General features: G+C 63.5%; 21 protein-coding genes and 2 pseudogenes. 12 read left to right on the forward strand and 11 right to left on the reverse strand.

What is annotated here, in order from left to right; translation table 11 throughout:
* The first annotated feature begins 11 nt into the window (after positions 1 to 11).
* The 7 genes from HU736_RS04075 to HU736_RS04105 all read left to right on the forward strand — a co-directional run bounded on the left by HU736_RS04075 (position 12) and on the right by HU736_RS04105 (position 5279).
* The gene (locus HU736_RS04075) at positions 12 to 959 is read left to right on the forward strand and encodes a ketopantoate reductase family protein (RefSeq protein WP_186698230.1); all 948 of its coding nucleotides are present in this window, start codon (positions 12 to 14) and stop codon (positions 957 to 959) included.
* Entirely contained in the window at positions 956 to 1351 is a 396-nt protein-coding gene (locus HU736_RS04080; RefSeq protein ID WP_101319171.1) for a VOC family protein, read from the forward strand. Before HU736_RS04075 ends, HU736_RS04080 begins: the two co-directional genes overlap by 4 nt.
* A complete protein-coding gene (locus tag HU736_RS04085) occupies positions 1348 to 1803 on the forward strand; it encodes a MaoC family dehydratase (RefSeq protein WP_186698228.1) in 456 nt (151 codons plus the stop codon). The genes HU736_RS04080 and HU736_RS04085 overlap by 4 nt, the downstream gene beginning before the upstream one ends.
* A complete protein-coding gene (locus tag HU736_RS04090; protein ID WP_186698226.1) occupies positions 1800 to 3032 on the forward strand; it encodes a CaiB/BaiF CoA transferase family protein in 1233 nt (410 codons plus the stop codon). The genes HU736_RS04085 and HU736_RS04090 overlap by 4 nt, the downstream gene beginning before the upstream one ends.
* Positions 3029 to 3847: a shikimate dehydrogenase gene (gene aroE / locus HU736_RS04095; RefSeq protein ID WP_186698224.1), complete on the forward strand. Its 819-nt coding sequence runs from the start codon at positions 3029 to 3031 to the stop codon at positions 3845 to 3847. The genes HU736_RS04090 and aroE overlap by 4 nt, the downstream gene beginning before the upstream one ends.
* Positions 3848 to 3851: 4 nt before the next feature.
* Positions 3852 to 4289: a type II 3-dehydroquinate dehydratase gene (gene aroQ / locus HU736_RS04100; RefSeq protein ID WP_186698222.1), complete on the forward strand. Its 438-nt coding sequence runs from the start codon at positions 3852 to 3854 to the stop codon at positions 4287 to 4289.
* A 114-nt stretch (positions 4290 to 4403) separates the two neighbouring features.
* Positions 4404 to 5279, forward strand: coding sequence for an AEC family transporter (locus HU736_RS04105; protein WP_101319181.1), 876 nt, complete (start codon positions 4404 to 4406; stop codon positions 5277 to 5279).
* 9 nt (positions 5280 to 5288) lie between these two features.
* Here HU736_RS04105 and HU736_RS04110 read toward each other — a convergent pair whose 3' ends face one another.
* The 8 genes from HU736_RS04110 to HU736_RS04145 form a co-directional block, all read right to left on the reverse strand.
* Positions 5289 to 6431, reverse strand: a complete 1143-nt coding sequence (locus HU736_RS04110) for an HlyD family secretion protein (RefSeq protein ID WP_101319183.1) — start codon at positions 6429 to 6431, stop codon at positions 5289 to 5291.
* Positions 6428 to 8077 carry an MFS transporter gene (locus tag HU736_RS04115; RefSeq protein ID WP_103437247.1) on the reverse strand — a complete coding sequence of 550 codons (1650 nt, stop codon included), beginning with the start codon at positions 8075 to 8077 and terminating at the stop codon, positions 6428 to 6430. The genes HU736_RS04110 and HU736_RS04115 overlap by 4 nt, the downstream gene beginning before the upstream one ends.
* Before the next feature lie 86 nt (positions 8078 to 8163).
* Positions 8164 to 9186, reverse strand: coding sequence for an XdhC family protein (locus tag HU736_RS04120; RefSeq protein WP_186698220.1), 1023 nt, complete (start codon positions 9184 to 9186; stop codon positions 8164 to 8166).
* A 107-nt stretch (positions 9187 to 9293) separates the two neighbouring features.
* Positions 9294 to 10640: a c-type cytochrome gene (locus HU736_RS04125; RefSeq protein ID WP_103437249.1), complete on the reverse strand. Its 1347-nt coding sequence runs from the start codon at positions 10638 to 10640 to the stop codon at positions 9294 to 9296.
* A 22-nt stretch (positions 10641 to 10662) separates the two neighbouring features.
* Complete coding sequence (locus HU736_RS04130) at positions 10663 to 12906, reverse strand: xanthine dehydrogenase family protein molybdopterin-binding subunit (RefSeq protein ID WP_186698218.1); 2244 nt, start codon at positions 12904 to 12906, stop codon at positions 10663 to 10665.
* Complete coding sequence (locus HU736_RS04135) at positions 12903 to 13361, reverse strand: (2Fe-2S)-binding protein (protein WP_101319193.1); 459 nt, start codon at positions 13359 to 13361, stop codon at positions 12903 to 12905. The genes HU736_RS04130 and HU736_RS04135 overlap by 4 nt, the downstream gene beginning before the upstream one ends.
* Positions 13362 to 13515: 154 nt before the next feature.
* On the reverse strand, positions 13516 to 14406 hold the full coding sequence (locus tag HU736_RS04140) for a LysR family transcriptional regulator (protein WP_186698216.1): 891 nt from the start codon (positions 14404 to 14406) through the stop codon (positions 13516 to 13518).
* A gap of 179 nt (positions 14407 to 14585) precedes the next feature.
* Positions 14586 to 15485, reverse strand: a complete 900-nt coding sequence (locus tag HU736_RS04145) for a LysR family transcriptional regulator (RefSeq protein ID WP_103437253.1) — start codon at positions 15483 to 15485, stop codon at positions 14586 to 14588.
* 99 nt (positions 15486 to 15584) lie between these two features.
* Between HU736_RS04145 and HU736_RS22000 the strand changes: the two are divergent.
* Positions 15585 to 15641: pseudogene (locus HU736_RS22000) on the forward strand (DUF1348 family protein); the annotation flags it as partial.
* 25 nt (positions 15642 to 15666) lie between these two features.
* Here the strand turns inward: HU736_RS22000 and HU736_RS22125 are convergent.
* The 3 genes and pseudogenes from HU736_RS22125 to HU736_RS04160 form a co-directional block, all read right to left on the reverse strand.
* The gene (locus HU736_RS22125; RefSeq protein WP_258035208.1) at positions 15667 to 16188 is read right to left on the reverse strand and encodes a methyl-accepting chemotaxis protein; all 522 of its coding nucleotides are present in this window, start codon (positions 16186 to 16188) and stop codon (positions 15667 to 15669) included.
* 30 nt (positions 16189 to 16218) lie between these two features.
* Positions 16219 to 16719, reverse strand: a pseudogene (locus tag HU736_RS22130) (PAS domain-containing protein); the annotation flags it as partial.
* A gap of 142 nt (positions 16720 to 16861) precedes the next feature.
* A complete protein-coding gene (locus tag HU736_RS04160; protein ID WP_186698214.1) occupies positions 16862 to 17077 on the reverse strand; it encodes a TIGR02450 family Trp-rich protein in 216 nt (71 codons plus the stop codon).
* Positions 17078 to 17212: 135 nt separating this feature from the next.
* On the opposite strand from HU736_RS04160, the gene HU736_RS04165 reads away from it, so the two are divergent.
* From HU736_RS04165 to HU736_RS04180, 4 genes are all read left to right on the forward strand, one after another.
* Positions 17213 to 17518 carry a DUF6482 family protein gene (locus HU736_RS04165; RefSeq protein WP_186698525.1) on the forward strand — a complete coding sequence of 102 codons (306 nt, stop codon included), beginning with the start codon at positions 17213 to 17215 and terminating at the stop codon, positions 17516 to 17518.
* Positions 17512 to 17694 carry a DUF2256 domain-containing protein gene (locus HU736_RS04170; protein WP_103437257.1) on the forward strand — a complete coding sequence of 61 codons (183 nt, stop codon included), beginning with the start codon at positions 17512 to 17514 and terminating at the stop codon, positions 17692 to 17694. The genes HU736_RS04165 and HU736_RS04170 overlap by 7 nt, the downstream gene beginning before the upstream one ends.
* A 120-nt stretch (positions 17695 to 17814) precedes the next feature.
* The gene (locus tag HU736_RS04175; protein ID WP_186698212.1) at positions 17815 to 19437 is read left to right on the forward strand and encodes a methyl-accepting chemotaxis protein; all 1623 of its coding nucleotides are present in this window, start codon (positions 17815 to 17817) and stop codon (positions 19435 to 19437) included.
* Positions 19438 to 19567: 130 nt separating this feature from the next.
* The gene (locus HU736_RS04180; protein ID WP_186698210.1) at positions 19568 to 20809 is read left to right on the forward strand and encodes a cystathionine gamma-synthase family protein; all 1242 of its coding nucleotides are present in this window, start codon (positions 19568 to 19570) and stop codon (positions 20807 to 20809) included.
* Positions 20810 to 20949 lie beyond the last annotated feature (140 nt).

Genomic DNA, 20949 nt, shown 5'->3' on the forward strand with positions numbered 1-20949 from the left:
AGGCTTGCGACGTGAAAATCTGCATTCTTGGAGCCGGCGCCCTCGGTTGCGCCATTGGCGCTGCCTTGAGCGAGGCGGGGCACGAAACCTGGTTGTTGAACCGCGGCCAGGCGCATGTCGATGCGATCAACCAGCACGGCCTGCACGTCGATGATGAGCGTGGCGAGCGCCACGTGCGGGTCAACGCCAGCATCGATGCCGAAGAGATCGGTACGGCCGATCTGGTGGTGGTGCTGGTCAAGTCGTTCCATACCGCTGAAGCGATTGCCGGCGCCAGTGCCTTGATCGGCCCGCAGACGCTGGTGCTGTCCCTGCAGAACGGCCTGGGGCACGAGGACATTCTAGCCGAGGCAGTGGGCCGTGAGCGTGTACTCGCGGGCAAGACCTACGTCGGTGGCGTGCTGCTGGCGTCCGGCTCGATTCGCGCCGGGGTAGTGGGCAAGCAGACCTTCATCGGCGAGCTCGACGGCCAGTTGACGCCGCGGGTGCAGGCCATTGCCGACGCCTTCAACGGCGCCGGGCTGGCCACCAGTGTCAGCGACAACATCCTCGGCACCATGTGGGACAAGCTGCTGGTCAACGTCGCCACCGGCGCGCTCAGCGGCATCACCATGCTCAGCTATGGCCAGCTGTACAGCGAACCGCTGCTCGAGAGCACGGCCAAGGCAGCGGTGGCCGAAGCCATCGCGGTCGCCGAGCGGGCCGGTATCCGCCTCAGCCTGACCAGCCCAGAAGCCGCCTGGCAACTGGCTGCCGAAGGCCTGCCGGCGAGTTTTCGCACCTCGATGCTGCAGAGCCTGGAAAAAGGCTCGATCACCGAAATCGATTTCATCAACGGCTCCGTTGTGCGCTGGGGCCAGCGCCATGGCGTGCCCACACCGGTCAACGCAACCCTGGTGGCCTGCATCAAAGGCATTGAACGCGCCATGGGCGACTATCAAAAGAGGGACTTCAAGTGACTGCCAAAGCCTACCTTGAACACGTTGCATTCTTCGTCAAGGACATCCACTGGCACATCGGCTTTTTCAGCGAGGTGTGCGGCATGACCATGCGTGAAGTCCAGGGCAGCCTCGAGCAGCCTGCGCAGTACTGGACCCTGGGCGGGTTGCAGTTCATCCATCAGCCGGACTTTGCCGGCCCGGAAGGACGCATGGCCCACCTGGGCATCATGTGCGAAGACCTCGAGGCCAGCCTGGCTGCTGCGCAGCGCTTCGGCGTCACGCCATTGCCGCAAGGCTTCAACTGGTTCCGCCTGCCGGATGGCCTGGCGATCGAGCTGATTCAGGCCCGTCCGGTCAGCTGCGTAGCCCAGGCATTGGCGATTGACCCACGTGCACAGGAGCAAGCATGAACGTAGTGGAAAAATTCTGGGACGATGCCCGTGAAGGCGACGAGTGCATCAGCCCAAGCTATACCGTGACCCGTGAGCGCATTCTGGCCTACGCCGACCTTACCGGTGACCACACCCCGGTCCACGTCGACGAGGCTTACGCCAACGCCAGCCACTTCGGCTGCCTGGTTGCCCATGGCTTGTTCGGCCTGTCGATTGCCGACGGCCTCAAGACCCAATGCGAATACCGCTTCGTGCCCGGCATGTCGCTGGGCTGGACCTGGGACTTCCTCTTGCCGATCAAGGTCAACGACGTGCTCCACGTGCGCATGCGCGTCGGCTCGATGCGCGCAAGCAAAAGTCGCCCAGGCTGGGGAATCGTGGTCTTGCCGTCGGAGCTGATCAACCAGCACGGCGAAGTGGCGCAGCGTGGCGAGCACCGGTTGATGGTCCCAAGGAGGGCGCAGGCATGAGTCAGGCATTACCACTCGCAGGCATCCGCGTCATCGATTACAGCCACTTTCTCGCCGGCCCGTATGTTGGCCGCTGCCTGGCTGCGCTGGGCGCCGAAGTGATCAAGGTCGAGCGCCCAGGTACAGGTGATGCTGGCCGCCAGCATGCCTTTACCCTCGACGAGCAGCAGAGCGGTTACTTTCTGCAACTGAACATGGGCAAGCAGGGCGCCAGCGTCAACATGCGCGACCCGCGCGGCAAGGCCTTCATGCAGCGCCTGACCGACTCGGCCGACGTATTCATCGAAAACTACCGCCCCGGTGCACTGGAAAAGCTCGGTCTGGGCTACAGCGAGCTGTCGGCGCGCAACCCGCGGCTGGTCTATTGCTCGATCTCGGCCTATGGCCACACCGGGCCTGATGCGCACCGCGCAGGCTTCGGCCTGATCGCCGAAGCCAAGAGCGGCATCATGCAGATGGTCGGCGTGCCGGGCGAGGCGCCGCCGTTGCTGCGTATTTCGCTGGGTGACATGTACACCGGCATTCATGCCGTAGCTGCAATCAACGCGGCGCTGTTGGGCCGGGTCAGCAGTGGCCGCGGCCAGCATATCGACATGGCCCTCTACGACACGCTGGTGTCGATGCACGAATACGCCGTGCAGTGCTACACGCTGTCCGACGGCATCGTGCTGCCCGAGCAGACTGGGCATGACATGCCGACGTCGACCCTGTACGGGGTCTTCCGCGCCGCCGATGGTGACCTGGTCATCGCTGCGCAGGTGGACGACGCCTGGCAGCGCTTCGCCGCCATGCTCGAAGCCAACGGCGGCCCGAGCGGCTTTGGCAGCGACAGCCGCTTCCACAGCCTGAACGGGCGCAACGCCAATCGCGAGGACATTCTGGCGGTGGTGCGCGAGTGGGTCGGCGCGCGGCGGGTGGCGGATATACTCGCTTTGCTCGACAGCATCGACATCCCCAGCGCCAAGGTCCAGCGCATCGACGAGGTGCTCGCCGACCCGCAGATCAAAGCCCGCAACATGGTCATCGAACAGGAGCACCCGCGCTACGGCACCTTGCGCCTGCCTAACCTGCCGTTTCGCTTCTCGGACTGCGATACCACCATTCACCAGGTCGCCCCGGACCTCGGCCAGCACAACGCCGAAATCGCCGCCGGGCTTGGTTTCAGCCCTGAACAGATCGCTGCGATGCAGGCAGATGGGGTCTTGTTCAGCCACGGAGATGCAACATGACTGACCGCTATGCAGTGATCGGGCGGCCGATCAACCACACCAAATCGCCGCTGATTCACGGCCTGTTTGCCCAGGTCAGTGAGCAGGTACTTGAATACGGCGCCATCGAAGGCGAACTTGACGGCTTCGAAGCGCAGGTACTGGGCTTTCGCGAGTCGGGCGGGCTGGGCATGAACATCACTGCGCCGTTCAAGCTGCGCGCGTTCGAGCTGGCCGACCGGCGCAGCGAGCGCGCCCAGCTGGCCGGGGCCGCCAACGCGCTGAAGTTCGAAGACGGGCGCATCGTTGCGGACAACTTCGATGGCATCGGCTTGCTGCGCGATATCGAAAGCAACCTTGGCCAGCCGCTGCGCAACCGCCGGGTGCTGTTGCTCGGCGCCGGTGGTGCAGTGCGCGGTGCGCTGCTGCCGTTTCTGCAGGCAGCGCCGCTGGAGCTGGTCATCGTCAACCGCGATATGTCCAAAGCCGTGGCGCTGCGCAATGAAGTCGACCACCCGCTGCTGCGCATCAGCCGTTACGAAGAGCTGCAGGGCGAGACCTTCGATATCGTTATCAATGCCACCTCGGCCAGCCTCAGCGGTGAGCTGCCGCCGGTGCCTGCTGACGTATTGAACGGTGCCCAGCTGGCCTACGAGCTGGCCTATGGCAAGGGCCTCACGCCATTCCTGCGGCTGGCCCGCGAGCAGGGCGTGCCGAACCTGGCCGACGGCGTCGGCATGCTGGTCGAGCAGGCGGCAGAGGCATTTGCCTGGTGGCGCGGGGTGCGGCCTGAGACGCGCACTGTGATCAACCAACTGACCATCCCACTCGAGTAGCGCCATGAGCGTCAATATCCTGATGCTGCACGGCGTCAACCACAACATGTTCGGCAAACGGGACCCACGCCAGTACGGCACGGCCACGTTGGCAGACATCGATCAGGCCTTGCAGGCGCTGGGTGAGGAACTCGGCGCGCGCATCGAGAGCTTTCAGAGCAACTACGAAGGGGCGATGTGCGAGCGTATTCACCAGGCCTACGAAGAGCGGGTCGATGCCGTGCTGATCAATGCCGGGGCCTGGACCCACTACAGCTACGGCATTCGCGATGCGCTAGCGATTCTGGAAGTGCCGGTGGTAGAAGTGCACATGTCGAACATCCATGCCCGCGAGGCGTTTCGTCATCACTCGGTGTTCGCCGAGGTGGTACGCGGGCAAATTTGTGGGTTTGGCGTTGATACTTACCGGCTGGCGTTGCGAGCAGCGATGGGCATGCTCTGATTGCAGCTGATCTGTTTGCGTTTTATCCACCGCCAGAACGCCGACCGCGAGGCTGCTGGGGCATACTGGGATCTTTTTCGGGCGATCAGCGCTGATCGCTGGTGAGGGCAAGGCATGCTGGCTTCGTTGTTCGCTGTTCTGGCACCGGTGTTTATCGTCGCGGGCATTGGCTACGGCTGGGCCCGCAGCGGTATCGACTATCCCACCGAATTCATCGCCCGACTGGTGATGAACATCGGCACCCCAGCCTTGGTGCTGTCGACCTTGAGCCGGACCAAACTGGACCAGTCGGCCTTTACCAATATGGCGTTGGCCTGCGTACTGTGCATGGCTGGCATGGCCTTGGTCGGGCTGCTGGTCAGCCGCTTGTCTGGCCTGCACTGGCGCGTCTTGTTGCCGGCGTTCATGTATCCCAATACCGGCAACATGGGCCTGCCAATCAGCCTGTACGCCTTTGGCGAGCATGGCCTGGCGCTGGCGGTGGCGTTCTTTCTGACCTTGTCGATCTTCCAGTTCACCGTGGGCATTGCCGTGGCTGGCGGCGCCAGCTCGTTCAAGGCGCTGCTGCGCAACCCGATCGTGATCAGCCTGGCGGGGGCCATGCCGATCATCTTTCTGCAATGGGAATTGCCCAAGTGGCTGGCCAATACCGTCAACCTGCTGGGCGGCATGACCATCCCGTTGATGCTGCTGACCCTCGGCGTGTCGCTGGCCAGCATCCGCCTGCAGCAGGTCGGCAAGGGCATGCTGCTGGGCGGGCTGCGGATCGTTCTGGGTGGCGCGGTTGGCTGGGCAGTGGGTGAGCTGCTTGACCTGGAAACCATGGCCAAGGCCATCCTGGTGTTGCAATCGTCGATGCCGGTGGCAGTGTTCAACTACCTGCTGGCCGTGCGCGCCAAGCGCTCACCTGAAGAGGTCGCCAACCTGGTGATGTGCTCGACGATCCTGTCGTTCGTCTGGTTGCCGCTGGTGCTGGCCTGGTGGCTGTAACCCGCAGCCCTAGTCGCTTGAATGCTCGGCGCGGGTATCGATGCCGACCACCACCGACATCCCTGGGCGCAGGCGCTTGGCGTCGGGCTGGTCCGGGTCGACGGTGATCCGCACCGGGATCCGCTGCGCGATCTTGACGAAGTTGCCGGTGGCGTTGTCGGCTTGCAGCAAGGCGAACTCGGAGCCGGTCGCGGGTGAGATCTGCTGCACGTGGCCGCGCAGTTTCAAGTGATCGAGCGCATCGACGCTGAAGGTCACCGGCTGGCCAATGCGTACCTTGGCCATCTGGGTTTCCTTCATGTTGGCGATGATCCAGTGGTTGTCCGGGACCAGCGGCATCAACTGCGCACCTGAATTGACATACGCACCCAGGCGCGTGCCGATCTGGCCGAGCTGGCCATCGCGCGGTGCGGTGACGCGGGTGTTGTCCAGGTCGATGCGGGCCAGCTCGACCGCAGCCTTGGCGTTTTCTACCGAGGCTTCCAGCGAGGCGCGGTTGACGATCACCGTCTCTACGTCCTGGCGCGCGATCTCCAGCGCGGCCTTGGCCTGGGCCAGGCTTGCCACTGATGCTGCATGATTGGCGCGGCTGACATCCAGCTCGCGGCGCGATACCGAACCGTCGCTGACCAGCGCCTGATTGCGGCGCAGGTCAGCCTGGCTCTTGTCGGCCTGGGCGGCAGCATCGGTGATCGCCGCCTGGCGCTGGACGATGGTCGCCTCGGCGCTCTTGCGCTGCTGCAGGTTGTTGGCCAGCGCGGCCTGCTGTTGCTGTAATTGCGCAATGGCCTGGGCCAGGCGCTGGGTGTAGATGCGGTCATCAAGGCGCACCAGCAGGTCGCCGGCCTTGACGTACTGGAAGTCCTGCACCGGCACTTCGACGACATAGCCGGACAGCTGCGGGCCGATCAGCGTGACCTGGCCACGCACCAGCGCGTTTTCGGTGCTCTCGATATCGCTGCCAAATGGCGGCAGTTGCCAGGCATACAGCACCAGCAGGATGCCGGCCAGGGCCACACCGGCAAAGGTCAGGACAGACAATACCCGCACTCGTCGCGAGCCGCCGGGGTTGCTCGGCTGCGTGGGCGGGGTCTGACCTTCCGGAGTTTCGGCAATGGCGTTGGTAGAGGTGATCGGTGTTTCTTCATTCATTGATTCGAAGCGCCGCGGTTTGAGTCGGAAAGGGCCGCCTGGCGGGTCGTGTGCCAGACCCACAGGCTGCGCAGCGAAATCCAGAGCATGGTCAGTATGGCAATCCCGGCGATCAGCAGGAATACATCGTTGTAAGCCAGCACGTTGGCTTCGCGGGTGGCGGCATTGGCCAACAAGCGGGTGCCGACTTCAATGCGCAGGGCCGGGTCGGCAATGACTCCAGCATAGCCGCCGCCACCGCTTTGGACCCGGGCGTTTACCAGGGGTTCGAGGCGGCTCAGCTGTTCGCTGAGGTTGCTCGAGTGGAATTTCTCGCGCACGGTCTGGAAGGTGCCGAGCAAGGCCGCGCCAAGCAAGCCGCCGAGGTTGTTGCAGATGCCGAACAGTACCGAAAAGCTGACCAGGTTGCGCGGGTTGGCGCGCACGTGGCCGATGCCCAACGCCATCGATGGGCCGAGGAAGAAGGTGCTGCCAAACGCCAGCATGAACTGGCTCAGGTACATCTGCGCTGGCCGGGTCAGGTTGCTCGAGCTGCTGTCCATGTAGGCGCCGACAGCCATCAGCGCCAGCGAGCCGAACAGCGGCAGCACCAGGTGCTTGGGGTTGATGGTCAGGGCACTGGTGACCAGCCCGGCCACGGCGCCCAGCAGCATCACCGCATACAGGCTGCGCAGCTGCTCGGTGCCCAGGTTGAGCGTTTGCAGAAACCCCACCGCGCCGGTCGATTGCTCGGAGGTGACCATGCGGATCAGGATCACGCACAGGGCCAGGCGGATCACCGCGGCGCTGCTCAGCCAGCGGGTCATCAACAACGGGTTGCTGCGGTTGTGCTCGATCGCCAGCCCGGCGCAGATCAAACCGATCGAGGCCGCCAGCGCCATGCCGATCCACGGCGTGTCCAGCCACCATTCGATGCGCCCCAGCGACAGCGCGGCGCAGAGCAGGGCGGTGCCGCTGGCCATCAGGCCGAAAGTGAGAAAATCCAGCGGTTCGAAGGTCTTGAAACGGTCGCCAGGCGGCAACTTCAGCAGTAATACGCAGCCCAGCGCGGTCAGCGCCAAGCCCAGTTCGAACATGTACAAACCGCGCCATTCGGCAATCTGCAGCAGGTCTTCGGAGAAGATCCGCGCCAGCGGTATCGCCAGCTGCGAGGCACCCAGGCCGAGCACCATGGCTTTGAGTCGCCAACGCTCGGGGAAGGCCTGAATCATGTAGTACAGGCCCAGCGAGCTCAGCGCTGCACCGACCATACCGTGGGCTGCGCGCACGGCGATGGCCGAGTTAATGTCGTTGACGAACAAGTGGGCGAAGGTGACCAGTGCATACAGCACCAGAAACACCTCGGTGAACGCGCGCAGGCCAAACTGCTGACGAAACTTCACCAGCAGCAGGTTCATCGACACGTTGGTCATCACGAACGCCGCCGGCAGCCAGGCCATTTCGGCGCTGGTGGCACCGAGCGCGCCTTGCAGGAAGGTCAGGTTGGCGGTCACCAGAGCATTGCCCAGGCCGCCGGTGATCGCCACCAGCAGGCCCACCGCGCCGTAGGCGAGGCGGGTCAGCGGTGGATGCAGCGGGGTCGACGGCGAGCCGGGAATGGTCGGCTTTTCGTGGGGGAGCCACTGGCGTGGGGCGTACTTGTCCATCGGAAGGGCTTGGCCTTGGTCAACTTGCGAAACTGTACGTCAGATCAGTCAAGCGGGTGAAGCTGCTGCAGCAATTTTAGCGCTGCTCAACCGGCCAGCAACTCAAGCTCTTGCGCGCGTTTGGCTTCGGTAACCGACAGCTCGCCCGGCAGTTCGACATTGTTTTTGCAAGCGAGAATCTCCGCCATCACACTCACGGCAATCTCGGCTGGGGTCTTGCTGCCAATGTAAATACCGATAGGACCGTGTAACCGTTTGAGTGACGCCTCGGTTTCGCCAAAGTGCTCGATCAACCGCTCACGTCGTTGCTGGCTATTGCGCCGCGAGCCGATTGCGCCGATATAGAACGCCGGGCCGTGCAGGGCTTCGAGCAGGGCCAGGTCATCCAGCTTGGGGTCGTGGCTCAGGGCCAGAATGCAGGTGCGCAGGTCCGGCACGAACGCCCGCACCACGTCATCCGGCATGCCCACCACCTGCTCGACACCGGCAACACTCCAGCCCGCCATGTGTTCCGGTCGCGGATCGCACACGGTGACCTTGAAACCATTGAACTGGGCCATGGTAGCCACATACTCGGCCAAAGCGCCGGCGCCGATCAGCAACATCCGGTAACCAGGACCAAGGGTGCTGACCATGCGCGCGCCGTCGAAGCTGAATTGCTCTGGCGTCGAAGTATGTTCCAGCGTCGCCGTGCCGCTGGCCAGATCCAGGCTGCGTCGGGCCAGGCCGCCTGCATCCAGCCGTTCCAGCAGCAGGCCAAGGGCTTGATGACAGGGGTTGAATTCGAGCACCAACTCCAGGGTGCCGCCGCAGGGCAGGCCAAAGCGGTGGGCTTCATCGGCGCTGACGCCGTAGCACACCACCTGCGGCAAACCGCCGCTCACACCGCTGCCACCGTAGGCGCGGGTGTAGCGGTGGACCAGGTCATCTTCGATGCAGCCGCCGGAAACACTGCCGATCACCCGGCCGTCCTCGCGCAGGGCCATCATCGAGCCGACCGGGCGTGGCGACGAGCCCCAGGTGCGGGCAACGGTCGCCAGCAGCACCTGCTCGCCAGCCGCCAACCAGTCGCGGGCGGTGCGCAGGACCATCAGGTCAATGCTTTCCATCGGTGTTCCTTGATCTGTTTGTGCACTATGCAGTCATGCTCGCTGACGGTAATCGCCCCGCGAGCACTCCTGTCTTACTGAGCATCGCAGCAGGCTTGAGGTTCCTTTCAACGCATCTGCAGGATGATTGGGCTGCTGCTGGCCGGGTCGGTGTGCTCGCGCAGCTTGGCCACGTCCTTGGCGGGCACTGCAGTGCCGGTGTTGCCCCAACTGCTGCGGACAAAGCTCAGTACCTCGGCGATTTGCTGATCGCTCAGCTGCTCGCGGAATGACGGCATGCGGTAGGCATCCGGCACGCCGGCGGCAACCACCCGTTGGGCACCGTTGAGGGTGATGTTGATGGCCGAGGCGTTGTGCTCGGCCAACGCTGAGGTAGCTCCGGCGAGTGGCGGCATCCATTGAGCCTGACCGCGGCCATCCAACCCGTGGCAACTGGCGCAGGCGGTGACGTAGGTATGCGCTCCGGGCTTGTCCAGCTGCTGCGCAGCCGATATGGCTTGATATTGCCAAGGCGGGCCATCGCGTTTCGGGTCGCCCGGCAACGACTTGAGGTAGTGGGCAATCGCTGCCAGGTCTTCATCGCTCATGAACTGCGTCGAGTTGTTGAAGGCCTCGGTCATCGAGCCGTAGACCACCGCATGCTGGTTGCGCCCGGTTTTGAGGAAGCGGGCAATGTCGGCTTCGCTCCAGCGGCCCAGGCCGGTGTTGTGGTCATTGCGCAGGCTCGGCGCGTACCAGCCGTCGAGCAAGGCCCCAGAGACGAAGGTAGCGCCGCGCTCGCTCAGGGCTTTTTCATCAAAGGCGATGCCGCGTGGGGTATGGCAACTGCCGCAATGGCCGGGGCCCTGTACCAGGTAGGCGCCACGGTTCCACTGGGCATTCTGCTCAGGTTTGGCGGCGTAGGGTTCGGCCTCGGTGAACAGGCCGTTCCACAGTGCGATTGGCCAGCGCAGGTTCAACGGCCAGGGGATTTCCCCGGGCTTGTTGGGCTGGTCGGCTGCTTGCACGCCCTGCATGAAGAAGGCGTACAGCGCCTGCACGTCTTCGTCGCTGAGCTTGGCATAGGACGGGTATGGCATGGCTGGGTACAAGCGGCGCCCGCCGGGCGCGACGCCGTGGCGCACGGCTTGGTCGAACTCGGCCAGGCTGTACTTGCCAATGCCGTGATCGGGGTCGGGGGTGATGTTGGTGGCGTAGATTGCCCCCAACGGAGTCGCCATCTTCAGGCCGCCGGCAAACGGCGCGGCCTCCGGCAGGCTGTGGCAGGCCACGCAGTCGCTGAGGCGGGCGACGTACTCCCCGCGCTGGACCAAGGCCAGGTCGGCATTGCTCTGGGGTGTTGCGGTAAACGGCGACGCTGGTTCACGGGTGACGTACCAGGCCAGCAGGCCGGCCGCGATCAGGCACGGCACGGCGAACAGGGCCAAGGGTCTTGCAAGGCTTTTTCGAGTCATGTGCAGGTCGTCCTGGGCCAGCTTAGCTGAAGGTGTAGCGTGACAGTGGCATGCTGCGGATGCGCTGGCCGGTCAGCTGCGCTACCGCGTTGGCGACTGCCGGGGCGACCGCAGGCAAGGGTGGTTCGCCGATGCCGCCCATCTTCTCGCCGCTTTCGACAATGCGTACATGCACCCGGGCCATGCGCGCCGCCGGCAGGATCGGATACAGGTCGTAGTTGCGTGCGCGCGGCTTGCCATCGACGTACACCGCTTCTTCGAGCAATGCTTGCGACAGCCCCAGCGAGACCGCGCCGTTGACCTGAGCCTCGACGATGGCTGGGTTGACGATGCTGCCAGGGTCGATGGCCTGCCAGATGTCATGCACTTTGACCTGGCCGTTCTCGATCGAGACCTCAGCGATTACTGCTGCATGCGAGCCAAACGGTGAGGCCATGGCTACGCCGCGGGCACGCTTGCTGCCGTCTTCGGCGGTGAACGGGCCCCGTTTCCAGCCACCAGACAGGTCGGCCACCGCCTTGAGCAGGGTGCTCAGGCGTTGGTTACCCTGCAGCAGGTGCATGCGCAGCGCATAGGGGTCCTGGCCGCCTTTGTCGGCCAGTTCGTCGAGAAACGCTTCATAGAAGAAGTCGTTCATCGAGTTGCCCACCGAGCGCCAGTAGCCGAGCATTGCCGGGCCCTTGACATAGATCTGCGCGACGCGACGGTTGGCGATCGCGTACGACTTGCCAGACAAACCTTCGAGTGCCGTCGGATCGCCTTTTTCCGCTGGGCTGCCGGCGATTGCTTCGGTCGGGCCTTCGGTAGCGCTGACAGCTTCGATTGCCACCGGCATGCCGTTGGCGTCCAGCCCGGCACGGAACTTGACCACCGCCATCGGCCGTAGTACGTCGCGGACAAATTCTTCTTCGCGGCTCCAGATCAATTTGATCGGCCGGCCGACGGCCTTGGCCAGGGCGATCGCTTGCGGATAGGGGTTGGCGCTGTCGTAAAGGAAATGCCGGCCAAAGAACCCACCGAGCAGCGGCGAGTGCAGGGTGATCTGCGCAAGATCGAGGCCGGTGCGCTTGGCGATGTCGGCGCGGAACATGTCGGGTGCCTGGTTCGGCAGCCAGACTTCGAGCGAGCCATCGTCGTTGTAGCGGGCCAGTGCTGAAGGTGGCTCCAGCTGCGCGTGGTTGACGAACTGATTGTGGTAAGTGGCCTCGACCTTGGTCTTGGCGCCTTCCAGGGCTTTACTGAAATCGCCTTCAAGCTCTTCTTCGCGCTGCGGCCCGGTCTGCGCCGCTAGGTGCTCGCGGAAGCCGTCGCTGGAGAAGTCCGCCGGCATCGGCCGCACCTTGGAGTCCGCAGTCGGCTCCTGCCATTGCACCTGCAGCGCTTCGGCAGCGCGCTTGGCGTGCCACCAGCGCTCGGCAACCACTGCCACTGCGCCCGGCAGCTGATGCACCGAGTGCACGCCCTTCATGGCCTTGACCTGCGCCTCGTTGCGCACATCAGCTACGGTCATGCCCAGGCGTGGCGCGTGCTGCACGGCGGCGTGGAGCATGCCGTCGACTTTCAGGTCGATGGCGTAGACCGCCTTGCCGGTGGATTTGTCGTAGGCGTCGAGACGCTTGACCGGCTTGCCGATCCAGCGGAACTGGCTCGGGTCGCGCAAGGTGATGCTGTCTGGTTCGGGCACCGGCAGGTCCATGGCCGCGCCGGCCAGCTCGCCGTAGCTAAGCGAACGGCCGGAGCTTGCGTGAATGACCCGACCCGGCTCGGTGCTCAGTTCGCTGACCGGTACGCCCAGCTTGGTGCTGGCGGCCTGTACCAGCATGGCCCGGCCGAGGGCGCCCAGGCGCCGCATGACCGGGTAGCTCAGGCGCACCGACATGCTCCCGCCGGTAATACGCATGCCGTTTTCCAGCACCACGTAAGCTTCACCGGGCGGCGCGGCTTCGACCAGGAAGGTGGCAGGATCGGCATCCAGCTCCTCGCCGACAATCTGCGCCATCGCCGTGAAGGTGCCTTGGCCGCCTTCCATGAACGGGCTGAGCAGGCGGATGCTGTTGTCCGGGCGGATTTCCAGGAACGCCGGCACTTGAGTGCCCAGCGCCGGGGTTGCCGCAGCAGCTGCTTGTACCCGCGAAGTGCCTAGCGGCAGACCGAAGCCCAGCACCAGAGCGCCAATGGCGCTGCCGGCGAGAAAGCGCCGGCGCGACAGGTTGACCGGTTGATCGAGCGCGAGCAGATCGGCGGGGTAGGCGACAGGCTTGGTCATACCACGTCCTCCTGCTTGGCCAGTGCATGCACGGCGTCATGGATCGCGTTGTAGGTGCCGCAACGGCAGAGGTTGATCATTGCCGCAGAAATCTGCTCATCGCTGGGCTTAGGGGTGTGCTTGAGCAGGGCAGTGGCGGCCATGACCTGGCCGGACTGGCAGTAGCCGCACTGTGCGACCTGTTTGTCGACCCAGGCAGCGACCACGCGCTTGCCGACATCGTCGGCCTCGATGGCTTCGATGGTGGTGACCTCCCGGCCAACCACGCCGGCAATCGGCGTTACGCAGGCGCGCACCACATTGCCGTCGACCAGCACTGAACAGGCGCCGCATTGGGCCAGGCCGCAGCCGTATTTGGTGCCGGTCATGCCCAGGTCATCACGGATTACCCACAGCAGTGGAGTATCCGCGTCGGCATCGACCTCGTAGGTCTTTTGGTTGATTCGAAGCTGCATGGCTCACCCGTAATCAGTCGGTTGGATGGATCTCTAGTTTTTATCAGGCCGCCAATGCCCCAGGCCCTGCGCACCCCATGCGGAAAAACTAGCACAAGGTGGTCAAGGCGCAGGCCGCGGCTGCTCAAGCGGTCGGCGGCGTTGCTCATTTCATTCAGTTCAGGCGCAGTGCTTCGATCACGACCTGCATGGCGCGTGAGGTCTCGCGCTGCGCCGAGTAATACAAGTGGTAGCCAGGAAAGCTGCGCCACCACGTTTCAAGCACGGGCACAGCCCGGCCAGCCGCCAGATGGGCGGCAGCCAGATCGTGCGGGACATAGGCCAGGCCATGGCCGTCGAGGGCGGCATTGAGCACCTGGTAGATGCCGTTGAACACCAGCCGGCCCTCGACCCGCACGCTGATTTCGCGCTCGCCGTGCTTGAGCTCCCAGGCATACAGGTTGCCCTGGGTCGGCAGGCGCAGGTTGATACAGGCGTGTTGGCTGAGTTGCTCCGGGGTTTCTGGCATGTGCCGTTCGGCGAAATAAGCGGGCGCAGCGATGATTGCCAGGCGCATGTCCGGGCTGATGCACACCGAGCGGATGTCCTTGCCCAGGCTGTCCCCCAGGCGTACGCCAAAGTCAAACCGGCCCTGGACGATATCGGAGAAGGCGTAATCGCTTTGCAGCTCCAGGTTCAAGCGCGGGTAGCGCGCCAGCAGGCTTTGCAATTTTGGCCAGAGCAAGCTGTCGATGGCATGGTCGCTGGCGGTGATGCGCACGGTGCCGCTGGGCATATCGCCGAGTTCGGCGACCGCGTGCAGTTGTGCTTCGATCAGCTCAAGGCGCGGTGCCACCTCGGCGATCAAGCGTTCGCCTGCCTCGGTAACCGAGACGCTGCGCGTTGTGCGCGTCAGCAGGCGCACACCGAGGCGCGTTTCCAGGTCGCGGATGGTGTGGCTGAGCATCGATTGCGACATGGCCAACTGTGCCGCGGCGCGGGTGAAGCTGCGCTCGCGAGCAACGACGATCAACGCCTGAAGTTGGCTGTAATGCTCTCTGGCCATTGCAGCAGTCCTGAAATCCAGTGGCGTGCGCTAATAATTGGCGCAGAGACGACACTGTAGGCGGGAAGGGCGGCCCTAGAAACCTGCATAAACTGCATGCAGCTATGAGCCTGGTTGATAAATACCGGTGTAGCGTGCGTGGCTGTAGCACGTTTGGCGAGCCGGGCAAGGTGATTTGACTAGACGCGCAGTGCCGCGATCAGCAGGGCCATCGCCCCTGACGGTTGCCGCCGACTGGGGTAATAGAGGTGCAGACCGGGCCACACCGGGCTGAAGTCTTCGAGCATCTGCAGCAGCTGCCCGGACTGCACATACTGCCCAACCAGTTCCGCAGGCAGATAGGCGACGCCAAGCCCGGCCAGTACGGCTTCCACGGCGTCGGAGGTGTTGTTGAAGACCAGTTGCCCGTCCACACGCAGATTGACTTCGCGGCCATCGACTGCAAATTCCCACGCCCATAAATTGCCCCGCGTCGGCAGGCGCAGGTTGATGCAGTTGTGCTGCAACAGGTCGCTTGGCGTCTGCGCCATACCGTGATGCTGCAGGTAAGCCGGGGTGGCGACAACTGCATAGGGCGCATCCGCAGCGATGCGCACGGCGATCATATCCTGTGCCACTGCCTCGCCGAGCCTGACGCCGGCATCGAAACGTTCGGCAACAATGTCGACGAAGCCGCTGTTGGTCGACAGCTCGACCTTGATCCCCGGATGTGCCGGCAAAAACAGCTTGAGCTTGGTCATCAGCACCGCCCGCACAGCGTGATCGGAGGCGGTGATGCGGATCGTGCCGGTAGGGCTGTTGCTCAACTCGGTCAGCGCCTGCAACTGCGTATCGATGGCCTCGAATTGTGGGGCGACGTTCGCCAGCAGTTGCTCGCCGGCCTCTGTCATCGTCACGTTGCGCGAGTTGCGTGACAGCAGGCTGACGCCCAGGCGGGCTTCCAGGGCGCGTACGGCGTGGCTGACGGCTGTCTGTGACACGCCCAGCCGCGCTGCCGCTTTGGTGAAACTACGCGCGTGCGCGACGGCAAAGAACACACTCAGGCCGGAGAACGCATCGCGCAAAGTCTTGGGGTCCATGGAGGGCACTTCACTGGGGAACTGTCGGGCAAACTACAGGGATGGCCTGACGATGAACAGCGTTCTGGTTGAGCGCTGGAGTGAGCAGATAGAGCTAGGCGCTTTGCCTACGAGAAGCATGAGGATTCGGGCCGCTGGTTTCGCTCGTATGGCAATGAGAGATCGCTTGGCGGCCCCATGATCAGCGTTGCTGGCGTTGCTCCAGACGCTGGGCGAACTGGCCAATCACTTCAACCACCCGCTGCGCACCGCGCTGAATATCCTCGATCACCGCGCCAGCCTTGTGCGCCAGCTCAACACCTTGCTCGGTCTTCAGCGTACTCGCCTGCATGCTCGCCACAGCCTGGCGGGCCAGTTCGCGGTTCTTGCCGACCACTTCACTGATCGCCACGGTGGCCTTGCTGGTGCGCTGCGCCAGGTTGCGCACTTCATCGGCGACCACGGCAAAGCCGCGGCCTTGGTCGCCGGCGCGGGCGGCTTCGATCGCCGCGTTGAGGGCCAGCAGGTTGGTCTGCTCGGCGATGCTGCGGATGGCATCGACAATGGTGCCGATCTGCTCGGACTGCTCACTCAGCGCACTGATCGCCTGGCCCATCTGCGTGAGCTCGTCGGCAATGCTCTGCACCATGTTTACGGTCTGTTGCACCACTGCAGAACCCTGCTGGGTACACTCATCGGTGTGCTGAGACGTCTCGAAGGCCACCAGTGCAGCTTGCGATTCGGCCTCGCGCTGCTCGATCTCAGGGGTGATATCACTGGCAAACTTGACGATGCCATAGAGCTTGCCGTGCTCGTCATACAGCGGGTTGTAGGTAGCCTGCAGCCAGACGGTGGCGCCGCGACTGTCCAGGCGCGGGAATTGGCCTGCCTTAAACGTGCCACGATTCAGCGCTGCCCAGAACTCGCGATAGGCGTCACTTTTCGCTTCGCTGGCAGAGCAGAACATCTGGTGATGCTGACCGCGTACCTGATCCAGGCGATAGCCCATGACCTTGAGGAAGTTGGCGTTGGCATTGATCACGCGCCCGTCAAGAGCAAACTCGATGACGGCCATCGAACGTTCAATGGCGTTGATGAAGCTGGCCTGTCCCTGGGCGTGCTGCTGGGCTACACCATGCTCGTCCTGGAGCGTGGCGACGGTCTTGCGCAGCGCAGCCACTTCAGCCTCGAGCGCGGCTTGACTGGCGTGTTCCGCATGCAACAACTGCTGGTGGGTGCTGGCGCGGATAAACATGGCGGCGGGCCTCGGGAACAGAATCTGCGTGTTGGCAGAGTGCCCACACAGGAGGTGCCATTAAGCCACTACCGCCAATAATTGTACAAATATTTATTACTGTACAAGTATGAGAACTTAATTGTCCCGTTCGCGGTCAGGCTCACTTCCAGCCCAGCAGCCACCGGGTGGAGTCGCGCAGTTCCTGCCAGTCGAACACTTCACTGCGTCCGGTCAGCACCGCCTGCAGCTCGACTTGCAGCGGTGTGCCTTCGTCATCACACAGCAATTGGGTGACGATGAAGTGCTTCTCGCGGTTTAGCGGCGCGCGTGCTGTCCATTTCGACAGCGCCAGTTTGCGGGGGTTGAACCTGTTCATGAGAGCTCCATGCGCGGTGGCTGCTGATATCTTTGCGTCTAGGCTATAGACTTATACACGTATTGCAAATTGTACAAGAATCGCCATTTTGTCACAGGGAGCTCCCACATGACCGACGCTACCCGCACTACCTCGATCACCTTGCAGCAGTTGCGCAGTCTTGCTGATGCGGGTTCAGTCGACGAGCTTGAACTGCTGTCTCTGGAGGGCGGCATTTACCTGCTCAGGGTGCATACCGCAACAGGCCTGCAGACTTTGGCCGGTGAGGGCGGCAGGCCGATGCACCTGCGCTCGTCGACGCACTTGCGCAGTTTGCTCGCGGGCATCCCGGCAATGCGCTGCGTGCTCGTCCAGCATGTGGTCCACGATGAGATGTGCGGCCAGCGCGAAGGGCAGATCGAGCCATTGCGCCTGCCATTGTCACTGGAGCAGACGTGGTAGCCGCAAGTACTCCGCGACTGGGCCTGATACTCGGTGACCAGCTGTCATTCGACCTGAGTTCGATCCAGGCACTGGACCCGCAGCGTGACATCCTGGATGAGGTGAAATATTGCTCTGAGCGCTGCCGCCGAGCGCGGCGCAGCGCCGTGGGCGAGGACACTCAGGCAGGTTGCTGAGCGCCACGCTGGAACTGTTCGATTATCGAGCATGATCCGCTTTTGAGCGCTCAATTTTGGCCAAAAGGCGCCGAACGTAATGGGTAGTGCAGCTCACCCTTCGCATTCGGAAGTCTAGCCATGTCCTTGCGCCACTTGAATATTGCCACTCGCTCCTACTTGAGTTTCAGCCTGATCGCCGCACTGGTGGTGATCCTCGGCGGGTTTTCCATCAACAAGATCTCCACCATGCGCGAAGCGGTGGTGTACACCGAACAGGTGACCAACGTCGGCACGCGCTACCTTGGCGAAGTGCGCAGCCACATGCTGGGGCTGCGTATCATCACCATGCGCATGGCCATCGCCCGTCAGCCTGCACAACTGGCGCCCACCCTGGCGCGCCTGGAGGAGCTCAAAGGCCTGCTGGACAAGGGCCTGCAGGGCTACAGCGCGGTGATGCCGGCGCAGGCCAAGCCGGTGTTTGCCGAGATGCAGCAATTGATCAGCCAATATCGGGTGCTGCTCGACCAGTACAAGGGCTTGTCCGATCAGAATCGGCTGGAGCCGATGCAGGGCATGCTCAGCGGCACCATGCAGGATATCTCCACCCGCACCGGAGAGCTGTATGACAGCCTGGTCAAGCTCAGCAGCGAGGCGGCCGCCGCACATACCGCCGAGGCCCGCAAGGACTATCAGCGCGCCTTGTGGCTGACTGCGAGCGTGGTCGGCCTGGTACTACTCCTGACAATCAGCCTGGCCTGGCTGCTTACCCGCAGCATTGTCAGCCCGCTGCGTGCGGCGATTGCCGTGGCCCAGGACATCGCCGCCGGTGACCTGTCGCAGGCGGTGGTGGCTAGCGGCAACGATGAAGCCAGCCAGTTGATGCGTGCATTGGCGGCCATGCAGGCGAGCCTCAAGGATGCGCTGCGCCTGATCGGTGACTCGTCCCAGCAACTGGCAGCAGCCAGTGAACAGATGTCGGCGATCACTCGGCAGACCTCCAATGACCTCAGCCGGCAAACCGACGAGATCCAGCAAGCCGCTACGGCAGTCACCGAGATGAGCGTGGCGGTGGAAGAGGTGGCGCGCAACACCGTCAGCACCTCGAGCATTTCACGCGAGTCCGAAGAAGCGGCCCAGCGCGGGCGTGAGCGGGTAGCTGAGGCCATTCGCTCGATCGGCAAGATGCGCCATGACGTGCACGAGGCCTCGGCGCAGATCGAGGCGTTGTCGGTGCAGTCGCAGGAGGTGGGCAAGGTGCTGGATGTGATCGGAGCGATTGCCGGGCAAACCAACCTGCTGGCGCTCAATGCGGCCATCGAAGCCGCACGGGCCGGTGAGGCTGGCCGAGGCTTTGCGGTCGTGGCCGATGAAGTTAGAGCGCTGGCCGCGCGCACCCAGAGCTCGACGCTGGAGATCGAGGAAATGGTCAATGCCATCCGCACCGGTACCGCGCGGGTGGTCGACTCGATGCTCAGCAACAGTCAGCAGGTTGCGCATACCCTGGAAGTGGCGGAGTTGGCCGGCGAGGCGCTGGATGAGATCACCAGCGGCGCCTCGACCATCCACGAGCGCAATCTGGTAGTGGCCAGCGCCACCGAAGAGCAGGCGCAAGTCGCGCGCGAGGTTGATCGTAACCTGCTGAACATCCGCGATCTGGCCCTGCAGACCTCGGAAGGCGCCGACCAGATCAGCGCAGCCAGCCAGGAACTGGCCAACCTGTCGATTGGTTTGAACGGGATGATGAAACGCTTTCAGCTGTGAAACACCCCAGCCATTAAAATAAACCGCCCTCAGGCCAGCATTACATCGTTTTTCAGCGCTGCTGGCCTTCCCTATAGTCCTCGCATACCCAAACGGAGCACCGACGTGCTCCCTTGATGCGAGACTGGCTATGAACAACAAGAAAACCCTCGACGCCAAGGTCGGCGCCGGCACCCGCGTAGTGTGGGGCGGCGAGCAGGTCAGCCACCCTTACAACGCTACCCAGACGCCGATCGTGGCCAGCGCCGCCTATGGCTACGACGATATCGACACCTGGTATGACGTGGCGCTGGGCAATCAGCCTGGGTTTATCTACAGCCGCATGAGCAACCCCACCGTTGCCGTGCTTGAAGACAAACTGTGCGCGCTGGAGGCCGCCGAGTCCGCAGTCGCCTTCAGCTCTGGCATGGCCGCCATCAGTGGCGTGCTGCACAGCCTGCTGGCCTGTGGCCAACGGGTGGTGTCGACCCGCGACAGCTATGGCGGCACCAACAAGATCTTCGAAGAGTTCCTGCCGCGAATGGGCGTTGAGGTAACCCTGTGCGACACCTACGACACCGAGGCCATCGAGCGAGAGATCGCCCGTGGCTGCAACGTGGTGTACCTGGAAACCCCCACCAATCCGACCCTGAAGGTGCTGGACATCCGCCGCCTGGTCGCAGCGGCCAAGCGGGTAGGGGCGCTGGTGGTGGCGGACAATACCTTCGCCACGCCGTTGAACCAGAACCCGCTGGCGCTTGGTGTTGACGTAGTGGTGCACAGCGCAACCAAGTTCCTCTCCGGCCACGGCGATGTGCTGGGCGGTATTGCCTGCGGCGCTGAAAAACTGATGAGCAAGGTGCGCCACTACCGCGAAATCAACGGCGCCGCGCTGGACCCGTTCTCGGCCTACCTGATCATCCGCGGGATCAAGACGCTGGCCCTGCGCCTGCGTCAGCAGCAAGCGAGTGCCCAGGCGCTGGCGGAGTACCTGTGCACCGAGCCTTTGGTCGAAGCAGTCAACTACCCGGGCCTGGCCGAGCACCCTGGGCATGCCATTGCCCGCGCGCAGATGCGTGGCTTTGGCGCGATTGTCAGCTTCGTGCTCAAAGGTGGCATGCGCGATGTAGCGCAGTTGCTGCCGCTGCTCAAGTACGCCCACCGTGCCGGCAACCTGGGTGCGGTAGAAACCATCTATGGCCCGGCGCGCACCACCAGCCATGTTGAAAACACCCTGGAAGAGCGTCAGGCACTGGGCATTTCCGAAGGCCTGGTGCGCATCTCGGTCGGTATCGAAGACACCGCCGACCTGCTCGCGGACCTGCGTGATGCCTGCACCGTGTTGCGCGAGCGACAGCGTACGCAACCTCAGTGCACTGCAGTGCACGCCTAGCGTGAGCTCAAGGCCTGGCGATAAAAACGTCGCCAGGTCGCTTCATGAAAACCGACAATAACAACAACTGCTGGCTGCCGGACTCACCGTGGCGTCATCGCGGCGGGGCGTGTTCGCCATCACTTTCATGAGAATAAAAC

The sequence above is a fragment of the Pseudomonas shirazensis genome (assembly GCF_014268785.2).
In the GTDB taxonomy this organism is placed as follows: domain Bacteria; phylum Pseudomonadota; class Gammaproteobacteria; order Pseudomonadales; family Pseudomonadaceae; genus Aquipseudomonas; species Aquipseudomonas shirazensis.